This window comes from Bacillus sp. Xin1 (assembly GCF_013314535.1).
Taxonomy (GTDB): domain Bacteria; phylum Bacillota; class Bacilli; order Bacillales; family Bacillaceae_G; genus Bacillus_A.
In genome coordinates, this window is the sequence record NZ_JABUAE010000039.1 from 1 (window position 1) to 21,549 (window position 21,549).

Here is a 21,549-nt window from a genome sequence, read left to right on the forward strand (position 1 = left end):
CGGTCTAGGATAGCCTGTATAGATGTAGTTGCATCTTTTTTTGACAGGGATGTTTTCGCTGATACTTGGTTAATTAGTTCTGTTTTATTCATGATAAACCTCAATATGATACGCTATGTTTAAGTTATTATAGTGCGTTTTTTGAGAAAGAGCAAACAAGTTAAAAAAGAACACAAATAATTTCACATACCGTAATAAATATAAAAATTTAAAACCTAAAAAATAGTATACATTTTCAAGTACATTAAAGGCTGTTTCCTCTCACCTTATCATTTTGAGAATTTTGTACGTTTAGACACACTTTTGACACAAATGCATGTATTGGTTGTACGCTAAGAATATTTATTTTGGATAAAGATTTAGAGTTTATGGTGCATATAAATGATTATTTGGATAGTTTCTCAGCTAAATGGTGCATATTTTCTTATTTTTGTATGCTACGATAGGTATAAATGAGATTCATATAAAATAAGAACTTACCTAATTTGCACTAGGAATTCCACTTAATATTTATAAAAAGGAGTAGCGATGAAAAATCATATTAAAGTAAATGGTCAGATTCATCAGCTTAATAAAAAGTGGTCACATCTACGTCAACAACAAAGAGAAAAAATCTCTAATTGGTTACGTAGCGAATTTCGTGTTTTTGTACAATTTCATCATAGAAAGCCGAAAAAATATGAACATGATGAAATTATTCTTGCTGTAATGGATAAGATCCATGAGCAAGATATATGGATTCCCTATGGAGAAGTGGAAAGATATTATTTAAGTAAAAATGGTAAATGGTTTCGAAAAATAGAAAAAGAATGGGATGAACAAACACCCAATAATCAAGAGCAGAAAACACTAGAAAAGAAGAAACCTTAAAATCAGAGTTCTTCTTTTTATTTTTTATAAAAAAACTTTTGTTCCCATAATTTTTAAAATTTCTCTTGTAACCCTTATCTCTATTACTTTCGTGCATTTCATAAAAATGTTCCCAAAATCTTTAGTTGAAAAAATATTCTGAAAATACGTTTACACTTGCGACACTTGTAATATATGATATTGATGCGAGGTGAATTTCCAATTTTTTCACAATAGGAGGATGATGGGATGAAAAAGAATTTTCTAGCTAAGGCTGGTATATTTGCGTTAGCAGCCGGAATAATTTTGCCTTCAACGGTTGCACATGGTGAAAGTTTCTCTTCTTCTATATCAGCATCTACAGAAAGTATAAACATTAATGAAGTGAGTAGTGAAACACCGATTTTTGATGTTTACGACAAAGATAAAAATCTAATTAAAACCTATACTAAGGGGGAAATAGATAAACTAAATCAGTCTCTTGTACTTAATCCCTTAGTTGGTTCGAATGATAATAAACTTAAAGAGGAGACACTTGTAACTCCTTTAGCTATGAATGTTTATAATTTTCAACCAACTAGTTTTAGTTCATATAGATGGATCAACAGTGGAAGGTCTTTTTATCGACCTCAAAGTGTGCATGTAGAAGCATCAAATACAGTCAGATTAGGAGTAGAAGTATATAGAGATGATGTATATGAAGGAGACGTAGTCCCTAGAGGTTCTTTTAGTGGTGGGCTAAACATTCCTATTTCCCACCTTACAGATGGATGGCATAATTATTACAAACTTTTACTTAGAAATCATGGTGGAGGAACAGTTAAATTATCAGGTGGACAAGTATATTATAAGTAATTTTTTTATCAAATATAGAAATAAATAGTATAAGTTAAAAAGACTAGGATTTATTTTCCTAGTCTTTTTAATTTAGTAGCGTCTCTTTTTATTTAAGGTATCCGTATTAACATATTAGTTGAGTTTTTGTTTATCTTGACTAAAAATTTCAATAGTATATGAGTCATTTTCAATCCATTGTTTTACTTTCTTTGTTTTAAGTAAATCAGATATCTGTTTTTCAATTTTCTTTCCTAACTCTTTAGCCTGTGGATCAGAACTGTGTATAGTAGAATTTATAGCAAGGATAAATGGTTGGTTCGATTCGAAATTAATTGGCCGAATTCCAAAACCTTTGTATCCATTTTTGGTAAACACTTCATCAAAAATAGAACTATAAACTTCGCTCCATCGCCTCTCTTTCTTTACAATGTCCATATTTCTCTGACTCACATTAATTGTATATGGTCTAACATCTTGATTCTTTAATTGAGTGTTAATCACTTTTTTTAACTTACTTGTATTTACGGTATCAGCTATTTCTAAGTCTACTGTTCTTGGTGTATCGCTCATGGCGGCACTAAGGAAGTCCTTTTCATCTACCGTTTCCACAATAGTGTCCATAACTTTTTCTTCTTCACTTTTTGCTTCTTCTTTATCGCTCTGTTGACATGCACCTAATAAAATAGCTAATACAAGAGGAAGAATTACCCCTTTTCTTTTTTTCATTTCAATCTCCTTTCTCGTAAATGCTTTGTTATATATTTGAGTTCTAGATGGTAAAAACATAATAAAAGTGTACTCGATCTAATTTTCATATTTGGTTAGGTATTCTTCAAAGCAAACGAAAAACCTTCACTTAATTTTTACAGGTATGAAAATCAATGTACATAGCAATACCGTACTCCCTAATTTGTATTGGGACTGTTATTAATTTTATTTCATTTTGGACGGATATTTCCAATCAGGTTTTTTCTTAGAAACAGTTGAAGGAATTTCTCTTTTTTGATTTTGCTCTTCTATGTTTTTTAACGATGTATGCATTTGTTCCACTTGCTCTTTTACTTCTTTTAGTTCCAGTTTCATTTCCATGAGTAAGCGGAAAATGGCATCTACTTTATTCATTACAACATACTCCTTTCGTTTTCTGTCATTTCTTTTTTATAAGCTGAATTTGAAAAATATCCGATTCCTTTATACCTAGAACCCGCATTTCATCTTTAAACGTTCTCCAGGATTCAACATGAATGGATTTTGTACTTCTATCCCTTAATGTGTATACTCTCATGTACTGTAGCTTCTGTTTCTTATTTCTTTCCACACGGTCTTCCTCCGTTATTTTTGATTGATGTAATCATAATATCTTTTTAACGAAAGTTTAGATCTAAAGCCTACTTGTTTTATAATTTCATCTTCTGATAATTGCTGTCTAATTAGATTTAGAATGAAAGTATTACGTAAATGCTGTGATGAAATTCCTTTGCGTAAGTTAGCCCTTGCCACTTCAAGTCGGATCATTTTTTGGACAGCAATTTCTGTTAAAGCTTTTGGTGCATCATTTTCATATACCCAACGAAATGTATTTCGAGTATAATCAAATGCCACAAATAGTGGATCGGTACTATAATATTTTGGACGAACAGGTTCTGGAATGATTTTATAATAGCTAAATAATCGCTTTTTATCATCTTCACTTAATACAATCGTTCTTTCTATTCCTGTTATTCCTGGAACTGTGAGAGTATTATTCTCAAAATGAACATGCTTCATTTGTAATCCCACAAGCTCTTGGAGTGATAGTCCATAGTTCAAAAGGAAATGTATAATAGAAATGTTTCGATCCTGAAGTATAGGACGAACGGCACTTTGTCTCTCGGTTAATCCGTCCAATGAGGTTAAAATATACTGTAACCTTTTTTCTTCCTCTTTCGAGATAAAGTCCTCATCACGCAACGCACGATTTGGTTGGATACTCAATTGCATCTCATCTAACGGATTTGGCAGTTGTAAATACTGATACAGTCTATTTAAGACAATATAGACACGATGTATTGTTTTATCAGAGTACTGTCGTTGCTGTTTTAAATCATAGAAATACGCTTCATAATCCTCTGTACCAAGCGTCATCCATAGATTATGTAGAGGGAGTTTTTTAGATTTTTGCAACCAGCGACCAAAGTCCTCTATATCATAAACATACCGTTTAATTGTGGAAGGCTTTCTCCCTTTATTTAGTAAAAAGGAAGCAAAATGTTGTACTGTATCTTGGAATTCTGTTGTTGGCATAATCCTATCATCCTAATTTTTCTTTTAGTATATCAAATTTTACACATATTCCACCTACCTGTTCATCCACTAAAAAATATGCAAAAAAAAGATAAGACCAGGAACTCGGTCTTATCTATGCTATAAGGAGAAACAATTGGAGTGATAACCATCACTTTTTCATGATATTATATTAACTGTTAATTTTGAATATTATAGCTAAAAATAGTAGCAATATCTATATTGAGAAATTTATTACTAATTCGTTTTAAGTTCCAAAAGGTACACCTTTTGATACTATTAAAACCACATGAAATATACGTTCCAAAACCTCAAAAATGCATTTTTGAAACGTCTTTAAAAAATAGACACCTTTTGGAACTATTTTGTTATAATATGTATTATAAAACATCAAGAGAAGGAGATTCTGATACATTGAATAACAGAAAATTCGGATACATCCGTGTGAGTAGTAAAGATCAAAACGAAGGTAGACAACTAGAAGCGATGAAACAAGTTGGTATTGATGACAGAGATATTTTCATTGATAAACAATCTGGTAAAGATTTCAATCGCCAAAAATATCAACTTGTAAAAATGATGTTACGGGAAGGAGATATTTTATATGTACAATCATTAGATCGTTTTGGGAGAAACAAAGAAGCGATTTTAAATGAATGGAAGGATATTACAAAAAATATTAAAGCCCACATCGTTGTACTTGATATGCCTTTATTAGATACAACTAAGTATCAAGATAACTTGGGAAATCTCATTACAGACCTGGTACTTCAAATTCTTTCGTGGCTTGCTGAAGAAGAGCGAACAAAGATAAAAGTTCGACAACAAGAAGGCATACATCTGGCTAAGAAACAGGGAAAACATCTCGGAAGACCGAAGGCAGAAATTACAGATGAATTTATCACTGCTTATAACACTTGGAAAACAGGTACGATAACCGCTGTTGAGGCGATGAAACAAGCGAATCTAACGAAAGCTACATTTTACCGACTTGTGAAGAGGCATGAAAATAAAGCATAAAAAATTGAGGGGGAAAAAGATGGGTAGAAATGAACTATGTTTTTGTGGTAGTGGAAAAAAACAGAAAAAATGCCATGATGATGTAGATCCAAATAGTTACATCGGAAACCTTTATAAAAAATATTTTAAAATAGATAACATCATTTCAGATTACAAAGCTACACATAAAGAGTTTGAAAATCACCCTTGTGGAAAAGGATGTTTCAATTGCTGTTATGATGTTTTTTCCGTTTCAATGTTGGAATTTGAATTACTTTTAGAAGAAATTCGTAATATCGGAATAGAATTTGCTGAAACTGTTTTTAAAACGGCACTTAAACATTTAGATTTATTACAAACTAGTAATCCTGAATTATACAAAAGGTTGGAAGAAGATGTAAGTTTTCAAGATAAGAGAAGAGTTGACTTTAAAGACGTAGATCAATATCAACAAACAGAAAGATTTCCATTTCCTTGTCTATTATTAGATGAAAGTACCGGAACCTGTACAGTGTACGATAAAAGACCTATGATCTGTAGAACATTTGGCACTACTCATAACACTTTTTCATTAATGGTAGGTGCTCATGAATCAGCAGTTTGTGAACATATTCCTAGTGTGCATGTTAATGCATTGCAAACACCTGAAATTGAACTCGCTGACTCAGAAGTAAACAGAATGCTTAAAACAACACATCAAGGACAAGAAATCCTTCCAAGAGATTATCCAATCATATATTGGTTTAAGATTTATCACAATAAAAACATCAAAAAGGGGAGACCTGTCTACGCTTCTTTAGTTCCATCCTTTTTTTACAAAAAACCAGGAAGTATTACAATTGCTGAATTAATGCCTTAATAATCTCTAGGGGGCACGGCAAGAATTACTTCTTTTTTGAGCCATTCGGATTAAAATGACGTAGAAATAGTCTTCTGCGACAGTTTTGACTCCTTTTTGATGAAAAACATATAAAAAAACAAAGATAAGAAACGAATTTACCTATACCTATATTTTTACTAATTTATTATCATATCGATATTGATTTAAAGTGTTTTATAAAAAATGAATAAATGGAATTTTTCAAGGGATAAAAACACAATAAATCGTTCTATTTTTTGATTAACAAAATATTCAAAATTAAAATCTTAAAATGTTAATATTTGTTATATACTGAACTTGTCACACCAAACATTAAGTAGTTTCCCTATTGTGTCTGTTGAAATAGTTTGTTTGTCCCTTATTAACATTATCTCAAAAAGAACTTGTAGTGATTTCTACAAGTTCTTTTTGTTTTTCTAATTACTTTATTATGAATAGAAATTAGCTCAATATCCTATTTTAAGTTCCTTAGTGTACATGGAACCGGCTTTTAAAGTACGTTTATACCGATTATCATGAAGCATCTTGGCTATTGTTTTCACAGTTCGATAATAAAGTTCTTGCGTAAGCTTCTGAAGAACTCTTAACATAATCTTTATTAACGTAAAAAATCCACAATAGTAAAAACAAACAATTCATTAATATAGACAACCAAATTTTTAACGGAATAGCTAATAAATTTAAACTATGACTTTGGTATGCAGCAAAAATATTTATTAGAATTGCTATAACACAACATATAATTCCTAAGAATTTAATACCTAGTAAATTTCGACTAAATCCATAATTAATATTATCTTGTAAAAGGTGGTCATTGTCTCTTGTATTCTCAATAAGCCATTTTATAGCTGAATTATATTGATACTCATAATAATCGGGCTTTTCTAACTCTTGTTCTGCCGTTGGCATTTCTATACCCGGAACATTATTCTGTAAATATATATGATATCTTTTCTTTGTAACAGGATCTATACTATTGTCGCTATGTCGAAGCATACGGGTAGAAGGAAAATTCCCCCATTCCTTTAGTAACTTTGTTTGTACCTTTTTTCCTCTTTCTCTACATATTTTGGCTAAAAAAAATAAAATAGCCACTATAAAAAGTATTAGATAAAAACTTCCACTCATGCTTATAAGCTCCGGATACCAAATGAGAACAGTAATAGCTATGGGTAGTAAAACAAGAAAAGCAGGGAAAACCCTAGCCTTTAATTCGTATTTACTAAATATGGACAGCAGTTCTTCCAACTTTATTCTCCTCCACACATATTTTTCTTTAGCTCTATATGTTTTTACAATTTTAACGTCCCAACATAGTGATCCAATGAATTGTGTTCTTCATTTTCTAAAAAAAGTACATCATAATTTTCATTTGATACATAAACATGTACTTTTTCACTTATACACTCAAGGGTAATCTCCCCAGCTAAGTTTTGTGTTATAGTATTATACCCTTTATAATAATCTAGGTATTCCGAAGGAGCTTCTCCTAGAATAATAAGTTTAGGTTCTAATTTGTTCAATATTTCTTTAGGTACTTTTCCACTTTTTCTCCCATGATGTGGTGCAAATAATATATCAGTTTCTCCCCATTCAACTTCATCTTGAATTTCATCCATAAAATCCGTTTCTAAATCACCCATCCATAATACTTTCACACCATTTTCTAAACTGTATTTTAAAATTGCTGAAATATTATTTGGACTTTCTCCATTTTTCGCTTTTTCCAATGCATCTTGAAATATTTCATTATCTATTTTGGGCCATAAAATATTAATTCCAGAACTTCCCCGTTTTTCATCACTTTGATTCATCCATTTTCGTCTGCCACCTTGTTCAAGATAATAGGCTTTATCAGAATCCCTTAGTTCACAGTACTTTTTAAAATCAACAGTTTCATCTTTTTTTGTTGCTTCATTTTTAACACAATAAAAGTTTACAATCCCAATTCTTTCATCAAGGTATGAAAGTCCACATATATGATCTTCGTCAGGATGCGTTGATATAAATCTAGTAAGTTCTTTATCTCGAGAGGCATTTATAATTTCATCTACAATATCCTCTCTATTATCATCGGACATATAACAATCTATAATGCTAAAATTATCAGAGTTGTGTTTTATATAAAACATATCCCCATTACCAACAGCAAATGATTTTATAATACTCATATTCTGCCACTCCATCCATGATATTTATAATTAAACATTCGAAATATTTAATTTCAATGTTAATTATACACAAAATTTTTCCAACTGAATATTTTTATATTAATCTTCAATATTAATTGAATTTATTTTTTTATTCTCCTTTGTATTCTGTTACTTTTTGTCGAACGAAAACTGGATAAATCCAACCAATTTGTCTTGCAAACAAGACGAATTAGTACTACAATTTACTTAACAAAGAAAAGGAGGGATTTATTACAAGTAATGGACGAAATCAAAAACGGAAAATTGTGTGAACCTCTATTTTCTGTTTATACAACAAGAGAAGCTGAACAATTATGGGGACTTGCGGAAAACACCGTGAATAAATGGTGTAACCGAGGAAAGTTCTCTGAGAATGAAGCAAGGAAGAGCGGGAAAGTCTGGTTAGTCACACGTGACGGCATGAATAGACTGACTCGTAAATAAACATGAAAAAGCCCCCACCACCGCCAAGTAGAGAAGGGCTTTTCCAGGTACACTATTATAAAAGAAAGGTTGGTTCTAGATGGAAAATACCTATCTAAAAACTCCTAACAGCAAGTATATTTTAACACATTTAACGATAAAAGAAAAAATGAACGTTACTATAAAAAGCGCTTTAAAAAAGCGATATAACGTCATTTGTGAATGGTTTGGTATAGATTATTGTATTTCCTCACAACTCTGGTTCTTTGGTACTTTCGGACTATCTACTTTCATGATTGTTGCTACATATTTAATTGCCGGATTTCTCTACGGATTTTAAACAAATTTTGAGGAGGAATAGATGTGATAGCACCAAAACCTAAACGTGGTGAATTCTATATTCATAGGAAAGATGGTCGAGTGTATCAAGTATTAGGATATGCAAAGATGTTTGAACAAGAAAATCAAGATCTCATTATTTTAAAGCGTATGAAAGATGGAATGACTGTCACATTAAGTGCAGATTTGTTTGTTCTATATATAAAAGCATATAAGTTTTCAAAGGATAAAGAAATAATTAGTAAAGTAAAAGTTAATCTATAATATTTCAGTTTAGGAGGCTTTTTTATGGAAAAGACTATTTCAGTTCCAACAATTAAAATTGGTGACTTTGTTCAATTTCCGCATCGCAAGAATCCTTCAATCAAATTAACTGGTTATGTAGTAAATATTTTAACGAATACAATTATCGTAGATATTTCGGAAATGCTTAAAACTAAGAAATATAAAGAAATAGATACTCGCCATGTTGTAAAACATGGTCGCTATAAAAAAGTTCGTGTTCGTAAAAAACAAGTTTCATAATAGATACTTAAAATGTAGTTCCGACCACAATTCACTTTTTTACGTTGTGGTCGGAACCTGAATAGGAGGGGACGGTTTGAAAAGAAGTATTGGATTTCTTACATTTAACCGAACGAAAGGAAAGCTTTATGTATATTTAACACAAGCACTTAGAGATAACGGAAAAAAGAAAAACATTACATTATACAAATTTGGAAGGTTAGATAATGCATTAGAAAGAATGTATGCTTGGCGAGATGACTTTGAAAACAAATTCCCTGCCGAATTATTAAATCTGGGATATGATTGGAACGACCTTCACGATTGGATACTCTCTCTCGAAACAGGCTATAGCAAAAAGGGAAGAAAACTAATTGTTGCTGAAATTAATGTGTAACAAATAGAATAACGTTATTTTATTAAAAACCCAACTAAATAAGAGTTTCGAAATAGAGGCATGGTGTTTATAAATAAATGTGATGCTTTATCTCTTTAATCAAAGAATTCAAAATAAGTTTTGATTAAACTAATTTATAAAACGGAGAGTCCATTTAAAAAGAAAATAAACCATTTTGATTAATCTTTTTTCAAAATGGTTTATTTTTACTTCTCACTAAATAAGGGTTTGCAAAAACATTTTTGAGTAAACTTTATTCTAAATCAACACAATGTAACTTTTTTAAAGCATTTTTATATCGACAATACACATAGATTTTATATATTTAACTCTCTCATTTTCACCCATTATTCTTAATTCATTACAAGACATATCATAATAATGAATATAACCAGAGATACGATAAAATTTATTCTGTTTATGATATAAGATGTTTACTTGATTATTTGTAGCCATTGCCTCGCAAACAGTATCGTTTATAGTAGCTAATTGCTGTTCATCTAAAATCGGCATTGGAATATGGCTTTGTTTTTCATACAATTCATTTAATCCTTCAAATTGTTCTTTTATTGCTGAGAACGGCATCCAACGCATCATACCTCTGTCCATGATATATATTCCTCCTTATGCTTTATGTCCACCAATTTTATTATTTCGATCACGTTGTGTAGCTCCTTGAATATAGCTAATACCACGCATAATTGAATTTTTACCATACCTATGCCGGATTCCGTCCATTGTCTTTGCTAATTTCCTTTGAGTATCTTTTTTTGAAGTATCTTCAAACAACGACATTTGAATTGCATCATCCCTGGTCAAATTCTTTAGTGTTATATGTATTTGTCGTACTGGATGACCCGAATGGAATCTTCTTAATAGTTGTAAAGATGCCTCATAGACATCTTCTGTTAAGCATGTCGGCTGATCTAATGTAATTGCTCGCTTAAACCCTCCACCGATGTACTTACTGTAACCTATAGCAAGTTCAACCGTCCTACAGCATTTATCCATAGATCGAAGACGAAAACACGTTTCCTCAATCTGTTCTAAAATAAGCAACTTCAACTTATTGAGACTATAACAATCCTCTAATAAGATTTGTCCTTTTGTTATTGACGTACTTTTAGGTATGTATTTATGAGCAATACGGCTTTCATCGATACCAAATGAATAACGATGTAACTCTTCACCTTTTACCTTTCCAAATCGCTTGATTAAACGCTCTTTTGGCGTGTTTGTAACATCCTGTAAGGAAAACAGTCCCATGCCATGTAAAGCTTCCTGAGTAGCTGATCCGATTCCCCATACTTTTTGAAGCGGCTTTATATTCCATAATTTCTTTGAGACATCTTCGTATGTCCACAATGCAATTCTAGACTTGGAATACTTACTTTCCACATCCAGAGCAACTTTTGAAAGAAACAAATTCGGCCCAATTCCGATGGATGCTGTTATGCCAGTAGTATCATATATCTCTCTTTGAATCCTTTTAGCAATTACAATTGGATCATGTCCAAATAGATGCGCTGTCTGTTGAAAATCGAGGAATGCTTCATCAATTGAGTAAACGTGTAGATCTTCTAACGCTACATACTTTGTATATATTTCAGTAATTTGATTAGAAATTTCAACAAACCTTCCCATAGTTGCATTAACAATAATGATGTTTGGATCTTTTGGAATTTCGTATAATCTGGTTGCTGTAGAAATGCCCAGTCTTTTCAGTTCGGGAGTACAAGCAAGCACAATTGATCCCTTTCTATTCACGTCCCCAACGACAGCTAATTTCACTTTCAATGGATCTAAACCTCTCATAACACATGCACAACTGGCAAAGAATGAACAAAGGTCTATGCAAAATATCATGCGATTCATGCATTTCGAGTAATCAAACATCATTTTACCCTCCATAAACAGAACGTTTGTTCTTATTATAAACCTTGTTTTTCGGTTTATACAATCTTTTTGTAAATAATTTTTAATACCAATATGGTACGTGAAATTATATATAGTTCTTCAAAATTCGACCACTGAACAATTTAGTATCTCTTAATTTATTAAACTCATTTTCATTTCTTTATAAATTAAGAAAAGCTCAATCCCTTGTGTACCAGTGGGTTTGAGCTTTTTATTTTATAGGAATACTCGTTGCAACAAGTTGCCATTAGGTTAGTGTATCAGCAACTTGTAGCTATTACTATGAATGCTAGATTCCTCAAAATTATTACATATTTTTTTAGATTTTCTTTATATTATTCTATGCTCTACTGTTTATAAAATTCCTATTTTCAGTGACTTTTAAAAAATGGGATTATTGGACATGCTGTAGATAAAAACACAAGGAAGTGAATTCAATGAATTGGTATTCTAAACCTAGATCAGCTTTAGGACGTTTTTTAGACAAACATAAAATCACACAAGAAGAGCTATCTTCAAAAAGTGGTGTTACCCGTTCTACCGTAAGTCGATTGTGTAGTTTGGATAGCGTATCACCTACAACTAAGAATTCCAATCGTATTATTAGAGCATTAAGGAAATTAACCGGTAAAAATATAGATTCTACTGATTTTTGGGCATAAATTAACTAAATACATCTTCCATTACAAATGTTCTCATAAACACATTTTGCTTTACAGCATATTGTTCTAATTTAGATTGACGATAGTCTGATAAGGTAAAAAAGATAACTACTGGAACAATAGCATTCTGTCTTTTATAGATATCTGTTATATGGCCATATAACTGTACTTTGTGTTCGTTTGCTTTCATATGTTGCATGCGATCTATTTCAACAAAGTGAGGGACTTTATCTTCAAAATAGGTTGCATCAGGAATGATTTGATATCGCTGACCACCGGTTGAAAATTCTATCGTTTGTTCTGTTTTCCATTCTGGAAACCCTAGCCACATCCAGGCTTCATTTCGCATTAATATATGCTGTAATTGGCTATTTTTCTTTACTGTCCTTGTGATTCCTAATAAATCACGACCTTTTTTATTTAAATAATATACATGTTCACGAGCTATTTTTGTGATGTGACAATATGAAGTCAGATCCTTTAATACACGATTTGCATTTCGAATACTTCCTAAACAGTGAATGGCTTGCAATTGCCTCCTAGTTGCAAAATCTAACTTACTCAAAGTGGATAAAATCTCGATTTGTCTCGCTTTCTGTTTGAGTGTTTGATGCCGCATTTTGTTTCACCACCTTGTATTGCTTCAGTAATTCCCACATGTCCATATCCTTTAAATAAGGTACCTGAACTTCCTCTGTGCGATCAGTTTTAAATAATGCTCTTCCTGGAAGAGAAGGCAGATCTTCAAGACCTGGTTCATCCAAAGCAACTTGTGAAGCAACCGCTGTTGGTAATCGAAAACCTAGTTTTGCATCAGCATTTTGTTTAATCTGTCTCGGCAAAGTATCAGAAGTAGGATACTGAGTACAAAAGATAAGCCGGAATCCTAAACCACCTCCAATTCTTGCGATTTCAGATAACATCTCCTGACACATAAATAATAAATCCCGTTGTTTTTTAGGTAAACCTTGTGTCGGACAAAGATTCGCTCCTTCATCTACTATGATGAAACAACGCTCTCTAATTGATGTATCTATAACATTGGTAAAATAGGACTTTTTCATCATCTCAATCTGTTTTACCATCTTTTCACGTACTCTCACCAACATCTCTAACGCCTGTTCCGAGTTTTCAGCTACTTCTACTACTTGAGACAGATCCTTGTAAGGACTAAATTCTAATCCTTCCTTCAGATCAATAATAAAAAACTTCACGTGTCGAGGTTGTTGTAAAATTAAACTCGTCATCACATTTTTTAAGAATACTGTCTTTCCAAAACGTGTCATACCCGCTACGCACATGTGCGGTGTATTCTCGAAATCATGATATACGTTTTTATCTAACGATTTCCCCATCATAACTCTCCATGTGTGCTCCTTTAGTAGATCCTTAGACCAATTCCACATTTCCGGTATTTGTTGCTTAAATACTCGAATATGAAGTTCCCTTTGATGAAACGATATTTTAACAGGTTTATATAGTCCTTCTTCTAATACTTCAGCTAACTTTTTGATGAGCTGACTTGGAACGCCGAGTGGTAACTTGTAAACATAATTCATGCTTATGTCATCTTCCATTTCTTTTATAAAAACGGGATATTGTAATTCACCTTTATGCTGAACACATATCTTTGTAATTTCAAAAAACGTGGCGATTTTTTTCTTATCACTCATTTCTTTTCCCTTATAAAAATAAGCAACAGTTAAAAAGGTTGCTGGTATTAATAAAAGCGATATCATATCCTCCATACCTCCTTTAGGTAGTTGAGCCTGTATGGAAGGTTAGAAAAAACAGATTAAAACGCACTATTACAATTATTTTCAACTACCAGATGTAATACTAACGTAGAAATACATCTAGCATATCAAGTAGCAGGTACCAAACACTCCCAATAAGCAAGCATTTGAGCCCCGCACGTAGCAACCAATCTGGAAGGTAAAAACCTTTCTTTTTCAGCAATTTAATTCCTAAAACCGAAACGCCTGTCACACCATATACAACCCCTAATTCGCCAATGATTGTCATGTTAGCTCCATCCTTTCGGCTTAATAGACAAATTCCCTTTACGATCCCTATACAGTTGATAATCAGCTAACAACTCATTCCAAGACAATGACTGTTCATCACCGTACAAATCTTCTTCGATTTTTTGACTTAAATAATAGTACCCTCGATACTGTCGATCTAAATATACTTCGTGTCGTTGCATATGCTCTTGTATCGCACAAATATTCTCTTCTTTTTTAGTTTCTTTGTACATTTGTCTAAGCATTTTTGATGAATATAGATAAGGCGTACTATACAGCATTTGATATTGACTCAAATTTTCTCACCATCCATATAAAATTCTAGGTGCATTAAATACATATGATGATAATTCACTTTTTCGAATTTGTACCTCAAAAAATTTCACAAATTGAAAATGGAAATCGAAAATATCCAAACTACACAACTATTAAGAGAATAGCTATCACATTGAATATTAATATAGAAGAACTTACAGTCGAGAAATATTTAATTTTTGAATTTTCAGAAATGAATTGAAAAATAAAGATTGATAAGATTAATTTTTTGTTTATCTGTTATGATTTTAATACGAGAATATTCCCTTAAAATGGGATGATAGGGGGAGAGAAATATGAACGTTCAATTAAAGGGGAATGAACAACTTACCGAGTTACTAAATGAATGGTATCTACAAATTCGTGCAAGAAATCGCGAAAATTCTATTCGCTTAAAAAAAGAGATCAAAGAACAAATTAATAACCTTACAGATAATCAAAATTTACTTTTTTATTATTCCCTACTTGATTTTAGACATAGTTATCTAATCAACAACATGGGGATTTCTAAAAATAGTTTTGATAAAATTGAAAACTTCGAAACTCCAAAGGAAGATCTCTTAGCATATTACTATCACTTTTTTAAAGCTATTCATTCTAACGCAATTGGTAGCTATATTTTAGCTAAAGAACATTATGAAAAAGCTGAAGAACTCCTAATACACATTCCTGACGATCTTGAAAAAGCAGAGTTTTATTATAATTTAGCTATATTCCACTATCATATTTACCAAGCCCTTTTAGCAATAAAGTACGCAAATTTAGCCAAAGATATCTTTGCCAAAAACCCTGATTTCGAACTGAAAATTGCTTATTGCAAAAATCTTTTGGGATTATCGTGTACTCATTTAAATGAGTACGAAATGGCAGAAGAATATTTCATCTCAGCTATTGACTTATTCCATAATTTCGGAAATGAAAGAGATATCTTAATTGCTCGTCAAAATCTAGGTTTAATGTATTCTGAACAAAAACAATCTGACTTAGCAATTCGTTATTTATCTGAAGTGAACGAGAAAATGCCAAACAACTATAGAGCTCTTTTTATTGAAGCTAAACAACGAATGAAGTTAGAAGAAACAGATATTGCATCAGAGCTTATAAAAAAAGGATTACATATTTGTAATCAATTAGGGATTTTAGAATACCAATATCATTTTGATATTCTGAATAAATTATGCAATGAAGAAAAAACTGAAATTTTAGAAAAAACTATTTTGGCAGGAATAGAATACTTTAAAAAAGAAAAACTATGGGAATATGTTCAAGAATATTATGAAGTATTAGCTATAAAATTCCATAATGATGCACAATTTGAAAAATCTAGCTCATATTTCCTTTTAACTTATCAAGCCAAAGAAAAAATATTAGAAAAGAGGTGTTAAAATGAAATTCCTTAAATCAGGTTTAACAAGTCTTTTAGCTGTAGGTATTCTGACAGTTGGGATTTCTTCATTGGGATTTAATACCCAACAATCAGATGTCCAACAAGCTAGCAGTGCTGTAGTTAGTTATGCACACGGCAATACTGGCTGATATTTATATTTAAAAAAAGGGAAGTAGTATCATGATGTGTGAGTGATACTACTTCCCTTTTCTCTTTCTTTATCTCTAATACTAAAAAAAGAAATACCCTAAAAGTCCAATTGCACATATTACACTACTTGTAATAATAATCAGGGCAAATATGCCAAATAGTAAATAACCTAAATAATAAAAGCCAAGACATACAAAAGCAATTATTAATAATACTCCAATGATTTGTAAAATAAATAATTTGAATATATATACTAAACTAAAAAGGATTATCAAGAATAAAAAAGATTTTAAAACTCTAGGTTTTTGTTCTCTAATTGGTGCTTCCATCATTTCACCTCTTTCATTGTATATATGTAGAATACAAAAATGGAGTGCTTTCTCTAATAAGTAAGCACTCCATGTTGTATTTATGCGTATTGTTGTCTTTTTGCTTCTTTTGATTTTTCCCACTCGGATGTTATCCTGTTAATTTCCTTTAGATCTAATTTTTCGGCAGGAATTAAATCTATAATTGAACCTTTAAATATGCAATGTGTTTTATCATCTGTTTGTACATAAATCATATAAGGGTCACGTCCATCAATAATTCCACTTAAAGTTTTCCCGTTTTGCAATATGAATTTACATGGCATTTTACAATGATCTAAGTACTGTAGTATAGCATCAAATTTTAAAATCATACCCATTCCCCCTCTTATATTTTATAACTATTTCATGCTTAGAATATAGTATTCTGATCTACACCCTTAAAAATATCATTTTCTTTTTTTAATTCATTCAAATTTTTGTCATCTTGCTTATTTTGATCTTTATCGGTAGGCGTGTGTTCGTTTAATTTTGAATGTGAAACTTCTTTTTTTGAACTTTGACTCTCATCTATTTCACTTGTATTTGCTGTCGTAACTTCTCTTTTCTTTTCTAACATACCATAAGAATTATTACTAATATGAGTGTTATTTTCTTTCACTAAATCTTTAATCAATTTTAAATCATGATAAAATTCTTCTTTTAGAAACAGTGAACGATGCATTTGCTCTTGAATATCAAAGTCTTTTACATCCCGTATACCATATTCCTTTGTAAAAAAATGCACCAGTGCAATTAACGAGTCGTTTATATTATCTTGTGCTTCATACCATTTCCAAAAGCCTTCATTGTCTATTTTCTTTAATTTCCATCCGTACTGTTCCGGTCTTTTTTTCACTTGGTTCACCTATCCTTACTTAGCCAACACTTCATTCACGAGTACATCCATACCTTCAATGTTCATGTCGATTGCATACTCTTCCGGAATCCATAGTAACTCTAACTTATTCATCTTACAGAAGGTAGCTAGTTCGTCATATAAGTCTTCTTTAAACCCAACCGAACCGCCACCATACACCGCAATGACTTGAGCTTCGCTTGCCGTATTTTCTCTATATTTATTTTTAATATCTTGTAATATATTTTCAGCTTGAACAAATCGAGTTTCATAAAAGAATGATTTCGCTTCCGTATGGAAATTATGTTCCTCATTCTGAAGCATCTCACTAAATTGTTGTCTTGTTATTTCACCTATACCTGGTTTATCTCCTTTTAGTAATCCAATAGCTTCTTTAATCGCATGACCTACGCCTTGTTTTTCCCCTGTGCAAGCGTCACTATTAGGATTAACACCAACTGTATAGATATACTCTGTTGTTCCATCTCCGATGTCCGTGTGTAAAATCTTTTTACGTGAAAACACCGCTTCAGTTAGCAAATTATTAAGCTTATCTTCACTGTATTTAAGCTCATTTTTACAGAAATCCACATATTGTTTAAACATATCTAATTTCTTTTCACGAATTGCTTTTAACATCAGATATAGCGGTGGAATGCCCTCACGAGTTACTTTCGCATCATTAAACTTAATTGTTACTGTAACTTGCTCTTCAGCAACATCAACAATCGCAATATGCGTTCCTTTCAAAAAGCGTTCTTGTAAAATCCGAGCACGTTCAGGATTCCATTCACTGGCTGGAATAGCTGTGATTAAATCCACTTCTACATTAAGTGTTTTAGGTAATTCTTTTGTATCTTGGTAAGACTTTTGAATTGCTTTAGCAGCAGTGATACTAATTGTATGAATCATAGGAAGATCATCAATATATTTACCACCTTCGCTAATATTCATGGATTTTACATCTTTTCCAGATTTCATTGCTCTTTCACCAACTAAAAATTGACCACTTCGTTTAATTGAAGAACTTGTAATATGTACATTCAATTCATCTAGTAAGTTAGCAACACATTTTTCAATGTTTGTTTCACTAGGAGCAATCGGAGTGAATAGCCTTTTATATACACTTTGTACTTTTCCTACTTCATTATCTACCTTAAACTTCACTTTATTATTTCCAATATCTGCTTTTAGATAAAAATGCATATTCATTTAACAACATCTCCCTCTATATATTAAAAGTACCTTCATGACACCTATTTAATACCTTTTAAATATCTCTTAACTTAATTATACAACTAAGGTACCTTAAAAGCAACACTTTGATTATATTTTGGGTATCTTTTTTGTACAATTTTATTACTTATATATTTTCACATCGCAGTGCCGCAATATGCAGCGCAAAAAACACGTAATAAAGGTACCTAATGGGTATCTGTTTTATACCGAATAGATACAAAATTTTTCTTTCTCAGCCATTAGATACCTTATTGGTTTCAAAAAAGGTATCTAATAGGTATTGAACTGAAGTTCCTTTTTACTGTATTAATCGATATAAAAAAAGGGGGAATTCTACGTAATTCTACAAAGCTCAATGTGCCTCGACGATACTTTCTATGCTCAGACTTATTAATTGTTTAGACTTTATATTCAGATAGCAAAGTCATGGAAGGTGATATAGGGTAGTAGGAAGAAACAGAGTATATAGTACTTGGTGGGAAGTGGGAAGAATGTGGTGAGTGGTGGTGGATGACGCTGAGTGGTTCATAGTGAGAAGTGGTGAAAGGTGGTGGAAATTTGGAAGAACTATTATCTGTAAGTGATCTTTCTATACAAACAGGTATATCTGAGACTAGCATTTATCGATACTTGAATGATTTTAACGAATTTATTGTGGTGAAAGGTGGTGGAAGAGGAAAAAAATATGAAAAATCAGTTATAAAGCTATTAACACGTGTTAAACATCTGTTAGAAGAAGGGAATACTAAGCAAGATGTTAGAAGAATACTAAAAATCGAATTCCCACGTGTAATAGAAATTGATGATACAGGATCAGAAGAATTAACAACTCCTTCTTCCCTTATAACAATTGAAGATTTAAACAGATTTGAAGAAAAATTTGCTAATACGAACAAAGCAGTAGAAATGTTAGTTCAAGTATTGCATAAGCAAAATAACGAGTTTCAAAGTATTAAACAGCAAAATTCATATTTACTTGAAGTCAATAAACAATTAAGTGAACAGTTAAGCAAAGAATGGACTAATGTTGAACAGAAGTTACATGAAATTGATATGAATGCTATGCAAAGGGATGAGAATCTATTAATTCAGATCCAAGAAACTTTAGAAACTAAGAAATTATCCAATCAACATAAGAATAATTGGCTGATTAGATTATTTAAACGGTAATCATACATTCTAACTTTAATACCAGAGAAAATAGGATTCTATAAAATATATTCAACTTCCACCAAGTGATTTATGCCGTGAAAATTCATTTACTATGAGAGAAATCCTCATACAAACTAACAAAGGCAACCTCAGAAGGGCATTTTTTGTTCTCTAGGGTTGCCTTTGTTAGTTTAAAGGTTTAGAGGCTCGTATTTCAAGAAACAGGCATACTAAGCGAATCCGAGGGCATAGTCACTTCAATAAATAATAATCTTCGCCATATTTTATTAAGAATCGCCAAATGTCCCTAAAAAGTGTTTAACATAGTTACGAAGTCTATCAGGTTTCCCTAAAATTTTTTAAGATTCATTAAAAATGATATTTTTCACGATATTTTTAAAAATAAAATTCAAATCTAAAATATAGGATACTCTTATTATTAAATCTTGTTTTAAAAGAATTAAAAACATTAAATACATTAGAATTTATTTTGGGATACTGAGTCTTACTCTCACAAGGACTTATAGATTTCTTCTTATTAAATTCCTTATTAAATTCCTTACTGAATTTAGCTACCATTCTATGATAAATGTCACTTACTTTATTCTAAAAATACACTTTAATACCTTGAAGTTTAATAATAAGATTAATAGATTTTTAAAATATAAATTATGATTGCATGACAAAAAGCCTTGTTAGCTTCAATTTTTTTGAACAAGGCTACATTAGCTTTATTTTGTTGTGAGAAATAAAAGTTAAGAGTTAGGATCTAGCATCTCTCTGAACTTTGTGAAATTAATTTGTCTCTTAAATGCCATGTCTTGTTTGAATTTCTTCCTGCGTAGTGCTCTATATGCATGGATTTTATTTGTGTACATCTCTATAAAATGCGCAGGAGTACTTACATCTGCTTGGTTACGTTCAAACCAACGTACACACTCCTCGAAAGTCTTTTTCACCTCCCAGTCAACATCTGGTGGCATACGTAAAGCAATTGTATAAGCATCTTTTTCAGTAATGTTTGTATCTTGCGTCAAAATGTACATGTAAAGCTTCTTTTGCGCATCGCTCATGTGTTCATCCATCTCACGGAATCTAAGCTCTAATTTTTTATCCTCGTCAGAATTCGTTTCTTGCTCCTCATTTTCTTTTTCTTCAGGTTCTACTTCAACAGGTGTAAATAAATCGAATCCATGACATGTAGAAATTGGGGTGTCTTCGCTATTATTTGAATCTTTCTTTTGCTTTTTATTTATTTTCTTTGACAAAAACTTTGTAAATGTAGAAAAAACATTGATTGTGTACGCCCATTTCTGTTTAAAATACTCAACAATTTTCAAGTAATTATTATGTAAGCTTAAAATGTATATAGATGGCGCAATTTTATTGTGACGTCTTGTTTTAATTTGGTGACATACCTCAAGGTCTTCTAACCAATTCAGAATAAAGTTAATGATTGGTACAGAAATGCCCGATTTTTGGCTAATTTGTTTTTGTTTCATTTGGGAGAATCCCTCTTGAACAAGGTAGGAAAGCACGGTTTCAAGTGCTTCATATCGGCGTGGCGTTTTCTCGAAGTATTCTTTTGTAGTTTTGCCTTCACATTCGAATAGAATACTATCAATATCTTTGATTACGCTTTTGACTGCTTGATTGATAGCTCCCGTTTTCCGCTTGGGAATATGATAAAGATGAGGACTTAGTTCAGTTTTTGCTTTACTAAGCAAAAAGTTTTGTAGCAACACAGAAAAAACCTCCTATTTTTTACCACCGCAAATAAACAGAAAAACG

Annotated in this window: 30 protein-coding genes; 13 read left to right on the forward strand and 17 right to left on the reverse strand. The window is 31.6% G+C overall.

Translation table 11 applies throughout. The features are described from left to right. The coding region (locus tag HRG09_RS22990) for an HU family DNA-binding protein (RefSeq protein WP_174103112.1) at nucleotides 1-92 on the reverse strand (92 nt) is incomplete at its 3' end. Nucleotides 93-528: 436 nt separating this feature from the next. Between HRG09_RS22990 and HRG09_RS22995 the strand changes: the two genes are divergently transcribed. Continuing rightward, a complete protein-coding gene (locus HRG09_RS22995; protein ID WP_174103113.1) occupies nucleotides 529-870 on the forward strand; it encodes a transposase in 342 nt (113 codons plus the stop codon). A gap of 228 nt (nucleotides 871-1,098) precedes the next feature. Then, on the forward strand, nucleotides 1,099-1,704 hold the full coding sequence (locus tag HRG09_RS23000) for a hypothetical protein (protein ID WP_174103114.1): 606 nt from the start codon (nucleotides 1,099-1,101) through the stop codon (nucleotides 1,702-1,704). A 114-nt stretch (nucleotides 1,705-1,818) separates the two neighbouring features. Here the strand turns inward: HRG09_RS23000 and HRG09_RS23005 are convergent, their stop codons facing one another. From HRG09_RS23005 to HRG09_RS23015, 3 genes are all read right to left on the reverse strand, one after another. Beyond that, on the reverse strand, nucleotides 1,819-2,412 hold the full coding sequence (locus HRG09_RS23005; RefSeq protein ID WP_174103115.1) for a DUF4030 domain-containing protein: 594 nt from the start codon (nucleotides 2,410-2,412) through the stop codon (nucleotides 1,819-1,821). 207 nt (nucleotides 2,413-2,619) lie between these two features. After that, complete coding sequence (locus HRG09_RS23010; RefSeq protein WP_174103116.1) at nucleotides 2,620-2,808, reverse strand: hypothetical protein; 189 nt, start codon at nucleotides 2,806-2,808, stop codon at nucleotides 2,620-2,622. Between the two features lie 210 nt (nucleotides 2,809-3,018). Further along, nucleotides 3,019-3,969, reverse strand: coding sequence for a tyrosine-type recombinase/integrase (locus tag HRG09_RS23015; protein WP_174103117.1), 951 nt, complete (start codon nucleotides 3,967-3,969; stop codon nucleotides 3,019-3,021). Nucleotides 3,970-4,383: 414 nt separating this feature from the next. On the opposite strand from HRG09_RS23015, the gene HRG09_RS23020 reads away from it, so the two are divergent. Further along, nucleotides 4,384-4,989: a recombinase family protein gene (locus HRG09_RS23020; RefSeq protein WP_174103118.1), complete on the forward strand. Its 606-nt coding sequence runs from the start codon at nucleotides 4,384-4,386 to the stop codon at nucleotides 4,987-4,989. Nucleotides 4,990-5,008: 19 nt separating this feature from the next. Beyond that, nucleotides 5,009-5,827, forward strand: coding sequence for a YkgJ family cysteine cluster protein (locus HRG09_RS23025; protein ID WP_174103119.1), 819 nt, complete (start codon nucleotides 5,009-5,011; stop codon nucleotides 5,825-5,827). Nucleotides 5,828-6,361: 534 nt separating this feature from the next. Here the strand turns inward: HRG09_RS23025 and HRG09_RS23030 are convergent. Both HRG09_RS23030 and HRG09_RS23035 read right to left on the reverse strand, forming a co-directional pair. Further along, entirely contained in the window at nucleotides 6,362-7,096 is a 735-nt protein-coding gene (locus HRG09_RS23030) for a hypothetical protein (RefSeq protein WP_174103120.1), read from the reverse strand. A gap of 44 nt (nucleotides 7,097-7,140) precedes the next feature. Next, entirely contained in the window at nucleotides 7,141-8,019 is an 879-nt protein-coding gene (locus tag HRG09_RS23035; protein WP_174103121.1) for a ComEC/Rec2 family competence protein, read from the reverse strand. Nucleotides 8,020-8,280: 261 nt separating this feature from the next. Between HRG09_RS23035 and HRG09_RS23040 the strand changes: the two genes are divergently transcribed. The 5 genes from HRG09_RS23040 to HRG09_RS23060 all read left to right on the forward strand — a co-directional run bounded on the left by HRG09_RS23040 (nucleotide 8,281) and on the right by HRG09_RS23060 (nucleotide 9,703). Next, on the forward strand, nucleotides 8,281-8,484 hold the full coding sequence (locus HRG09_RS23040; protein WP_174103122.1) for a helix-turn-helix domain-containing protein: 204 nt from the start codon (nucleotides 8,281-8,283) through the stop codon (nucleotides 8,482-8,484). Nucleotides 8,485-8,563: 79 nt separating this feature from the next. Beyond that, the gene (locus HRG09_RS23045; RefSeq protein ID WP_174103123.1) at nucleotides 8,564-8,803 is read left to right on the forward strand and encodes a hypothetical protein; all 240 of its coding nucleotides are present in this window, start codon (nucleotides 8,564-8,566) and stop codon (nucleotides 8,801-8,803) included. 23 nt (nucleotides 8,804-8,826) lie between these two features. Next, complete coding sequence (locus tag HRG09_RS23050; protein ID WP_078211985.1) at nucleotides 8,827-9,066, forward strand: hypothetical protein; 240 nt, start codon at nucleotides 8,827-8,829, stop codon at nucleotides 9,064-9,066. 24 nt (nucleotides 9,067-9,090) lie between these two features. After that, a complete protein-coding gene (locus HRG09_RS23055) occupies nucleotides 9,091-9,327 on the forward strand; it encodes a DUF2187 family protein (protein ID WP_097988992.1) in 237 nt (78 codons plus the stop codon). Between the two features lie 76 nt (nucleotides 9,328-9,403). Continuing rightward, the gene (locus tag HRG09_RS23060) at nucleotides 9,404-9,703 is read left to right on the forward strand and encodes a hypothetical protein (RefSeq protein ID WP_174103124.1); all 300 of its coding nucleotides are present in this window, start codon (nucleotides 9,404-9,406) and stop codon (nucleotides 9,701-9,703) included. Between the two features lie 282 nt (nucleotides 9,704-9,985). On the opposite strand, the gene HRG09_RS23065 is transcribed toward HRG09_RS23060, so the two are convergent. After that, a complete protein-coding gene (locus tag HRG09_RS23065; protein WP_174103154.1) occupies nucleotides 9,986-10,315 on the reverse strand; it encodes a YolD-like family protein in 330 nt (109 codons plus the stop codon). A 12-nt stretch (nucleotides 10,316-10,327) separates the two neighbouring features. After that, nucleotides 10,328-11,599, reverse strand: coding sequence for a Y-family DNA polymerase (locus HRG09_RS23070; RefSeq protein WP_174103125.1), 1,272 nt, complete (start codon nucleotides 11,597-11,599; stop codon nucleotides 10,328-10,330). A 458-nt stretch (nucleotides 11,600-12,057) separates the two neighbouring features. Between HRG09_RS23070 and HRG09_RS23075 the strand changes: the two genes are divergently transcribed. Continuing rightward, entirely contained in the window at nucleotides 12,058-12,282 is a 225-nt protein-coding gene (locus tag HRG09_RS23075; RefSeq protein ID WP_174103126.1) for a helix-turn-helix domain-containing protein, read from the forward strand. A 1-nt stretch (nucleotide 12,283) separates the two neighbouring features. On the opposite strand, the gene HRG09_RS23080 is transcribed toward HRG09_RS23075, so the two are convergent. The 4 genes from HRG09_RS23080 to HRG09_RS23095 all read right to left on the reverse strand — a co-directional run bounded on the left by HRG09_RS23080 (nucleotide 12,284) and on the right by HRG09_RS23095 (nucleotide 14,605). Then, a complete protein-coding gene (locus HRG09_RS23080) occupies nucleotides 12,284-12,901 on the reverse strand; it encodes a replication-relaxation family protein (protein ID WP_174103127.1) in 618 nt (205 codons plus the stop codon). After that, the gene (locus HRG09_RS23085; RefSeq protein ID WP_174103128.1) at nucleotides 12,840-14,021 is read right to left on the reverse strand and encodes an FtsK/SpoIIIE domain-containing protein; all 1,182 of its coding nucleotides are present in this window, start codon (nucleotides 14,019-14,021) and stop codon (nucleotides 12,840-12,842) included. The genes HRG09_RS23080 and HRG09_RS23085 overlap by 62 nt, the downstream gene beginning before the upstream one ends. 100 nt (nucleotides 14,022-14,121) lie before the next feature. Continuing rightward, nucleotides 14,122-14,307, reverse strand: coding sequence for a hypothetical protein (locus HRG09_RS23090; RefSeq protein ID WP_174103129.1), 186 nt, complete (start codon nucleotides 14,305-14,307; stop codon nucleotides 14,122-14,124). A gap of 1 nt (nucleotide 14,308) precedes the next feature. After that, on the reverse strand, nucleotides 14,309-14,605 hold the full coding sequence (locus tag HRG09_RS23095; RefSeq protein WP_174103130.1) for a hypothetical protein: 297 nt from the start codon (nucleotides 14,603-14,605) through the stop codon (nucleotides 14,309-14,311). 315 nt (nucleotides 14,606-14,920) lie between these two features. On the opposite strand from HRG09_RS23095, the gene HRG09_RS23105 reads away from it, so the two are divergent. Together HRG09_RS23105 and HRG09_RS23110 are read left to right on the forward strand one after the other, a co-directional pair. Next, on the forward strand, nucleotides 14,921-16,009 hold the full coding sequence (locus tag HRG09_RS23105; RefSeq protein WP_174103132.1) for a Rap family tetratricopeptide repeat protein: 1,089 nt from the start codon (nucleotides 14,921-14,923) through the stop codon (nucleotides 16,007-16,009). Nucleotide 16,010: 1 nt separating this feature from the next. Next, the gene (locus HRG09_RS23110) at nucleotides 16,011-16,160 is read left to right on the forward strand and encodes a hypothetical protein (RefSeq protein ID WP_174103133.1); all 150 of its coding nucleotides are present in this window, start codon (nucleotides 16,011-16,013) and stop codon (nucleotides 16,158-16,160) included. Between the two features lie 81 nt (nucleotides 16,161-16,241). Here the strand turns inward: HRG09_RS23110 and HRG09_RS23115 are convergent, their stop codons facing one another. The 4 genes from HRG09_RS23115 to HRG09_RS23130 form a co-directional block, all read right to left on the reverse strand. Next, a complete protein-coding gene (locus HRG09_RS23115) occupies nucleotides 16,242-16,490 on the reverse strand; it encodes a hypothetical protein (protein ID WP_174103134.1) in 249 nt (82 codons plus the stop codon). A gap of 80 nt (nucleotides 16,491-16,570) precedes the next feature. Further along, nucleotides 16,571-16,843, reverse strand: a complete 273-nt coding sequence (locus HRG09_RS23120) for an RNA chaperone Hfq (protein WP_174103135.1) — start codon at nucleotides 16,841-16,843, stop codon at nucleotides 16,571-16,573. Between the two features lie 38 nt (nucleotides 16,844-16,881). Further along, nucleotides 16,882-17,367 carry a hypothetical protein gene (locus HRG09_RS23125; protein WP_174103136.1) on the reverse strand — a complete coding sequence of 162 codons (486 nt, stop codon included), beginning with the start codon at nucleotides 17,365-17,367 and terminating at the stop codon, nucleotides 16,882-16,884. A gap of 15 nt (nucleotides 17,368-17,382) precedes the next feature. After that, complete coding sequence (locus HRG09_RS23130; RefSeq protein WP_174103137.1) at nucleotides 17,383-18,579, reverse strand: ParM/StbA family protein; 1,197 nt, start codon at nucleotides 18,577-18,579, stop codon at nucleotides 17,383-17,385. A gap of 585 nt (nucleotides 18,580-19,164) precedes the next feature. Between HRG09_RS23130 and HRG09_RS23135 the strand changes: the two genes are divergently transcribed. Continuing rightward, the gene (locus HRG09_RS23135; RefSeq protein WP_174103138.1) at nucleotides 19,165-19,776 is read left to right on the forward strand and encodes a MerR family transcriptional regulator; all 612 of its coding nucleotides are present in this window, start codon (nucleotides 19,165-19,167) and stop codon (nucleotides 19,774-19,776) included. Between the two features lie 737 nt (nucleotides 19,777-20,513). Here HRG09_RS23135 and HRG09_RS23140 read toward each other — a convergent pair. Continuing rightward, nucleotides 20,514-21,503 carry a Replicase RepFR55 gene (locus tag HRG09_RS23140; RefSeq protein ID WP_174103139.1) on the reverse strand — a complete coding sequence of 330 codons (990 nt, stop codon included), beginning with the start codon at nucleotides 21,501-21,503 and terminating at the stop codon, nucleotides 20,514-20,516. Nucleotides 21,504-21,549 lie beyond the last annotated feature (46 nt).